Annotated in this window: 1 protein-coding gene; it reads right to left on the bottom strand. The window is 46.9% G+C overall.

The annotated features are described in order from the left end of the window. Positions 1-141 precede the first annotated feature (141 nt). On the bottom strand, positions 142-1,047 hold a 906-nt coding region (locus tag BCF53_RS19160; RefSeq protein ID WP_132704387.1), incomplete at its 5' end, for an IS5 family transposase.

Raw genomic sequence — 1,047 nt, 5'->3', positions numbered from 1 at the left:
GGCAGCTCTGATTTTTAAGTCATTTTGAGTTTCGAACTCATTAGAACTGCCTCTGCTTCATTTTCTCTTTCTAATTGGCCACTTTAGCCATGTTTGATAGCCCAGATTTCAGGTTAAACCCAAAATTCGGGCACACTGGCCCTAAGCCAGTAGCGATTTCACCCTCAACAAATTTGCAAAGCCTGCCAGCAGGTACAATCGGTTGGTATTTTTCTTCAAGCCTCGATACCGCACTTTGCTGTAGCCAAACTGTTGCTTGATACGTGCAAAGCTATGCTCTACCTGCGCCCGAACTTGTGACTTCAGTTTCTCCGTCATTTGCTCATCCTTATCCATGGTTTTACGTTTTCCAGGACGCTGATTGATGAGCCACGTGACTTCCCGGTGTCTGTGTTCTTCTCGTTTATCCATGCCAAGGTAGCCCGCATCTCCGCTGACTCGAGATTCTTCACCATGAAGAAGTTGACCGCTGACAGAGATATCATGCACGTTGGCTGAGGTGGTCTTGACGCTATGGATGAGACCAAAAACGTCATCGACACCGATGTGCATTTTCATGCCGAAGTGCCACTCATTGCCTTTCTTCGTCTGGTGCATTTCAGGATCACGTTTCCCGTCTTTATTTTTGGTCGAGGTTGGGGCTTCAATGATAGAGGCATCCATGATGGTGCCTTCTTTAAAGGATAAGCCTTGCTTTTCCAGGTAGCGATTAATTCGATTAAACAGATTTTCACCGAGGTTATGCTTTTCCAGCAGATGGCGGAAATTTAAGATTGTCGTTTCGTCCGGCACTGTATCAATGGTGATGCCCGCAAAGCGACGCATAGACTCAATCTCATAGAGACTGTCTTCCATGGCGGGATCGCTGAGATTATAGAAAAGCTGCATGCAGTGGATGCGCAACATGCAGGACAAGGGATAAGGCTTTCGGCCTCGCAGCGATTTGGAATAATAACGGGCAATGGGGCGTTCCAGCTCTCGCCAGGGTAACAAATCATCCATCTGCGATAAGAATTTTTCGCGTCGTGTTTGCTTACGTTTTTTCGC

It is taken from the genome of Reinekea marinisedimentorum (assembly GCF_004341165.1).
GTDB classification, from domain to species: domain Bacteria; phylum Pseudomonadota; class Gammaproteobacteria; order Pseudomonadales; family Natronospirillaceae; genus Reinekea; species Reinekea marinisedimentorum.
This window is presented reverse-complemented; position numbering and strand designations above follow the sequence as displayed.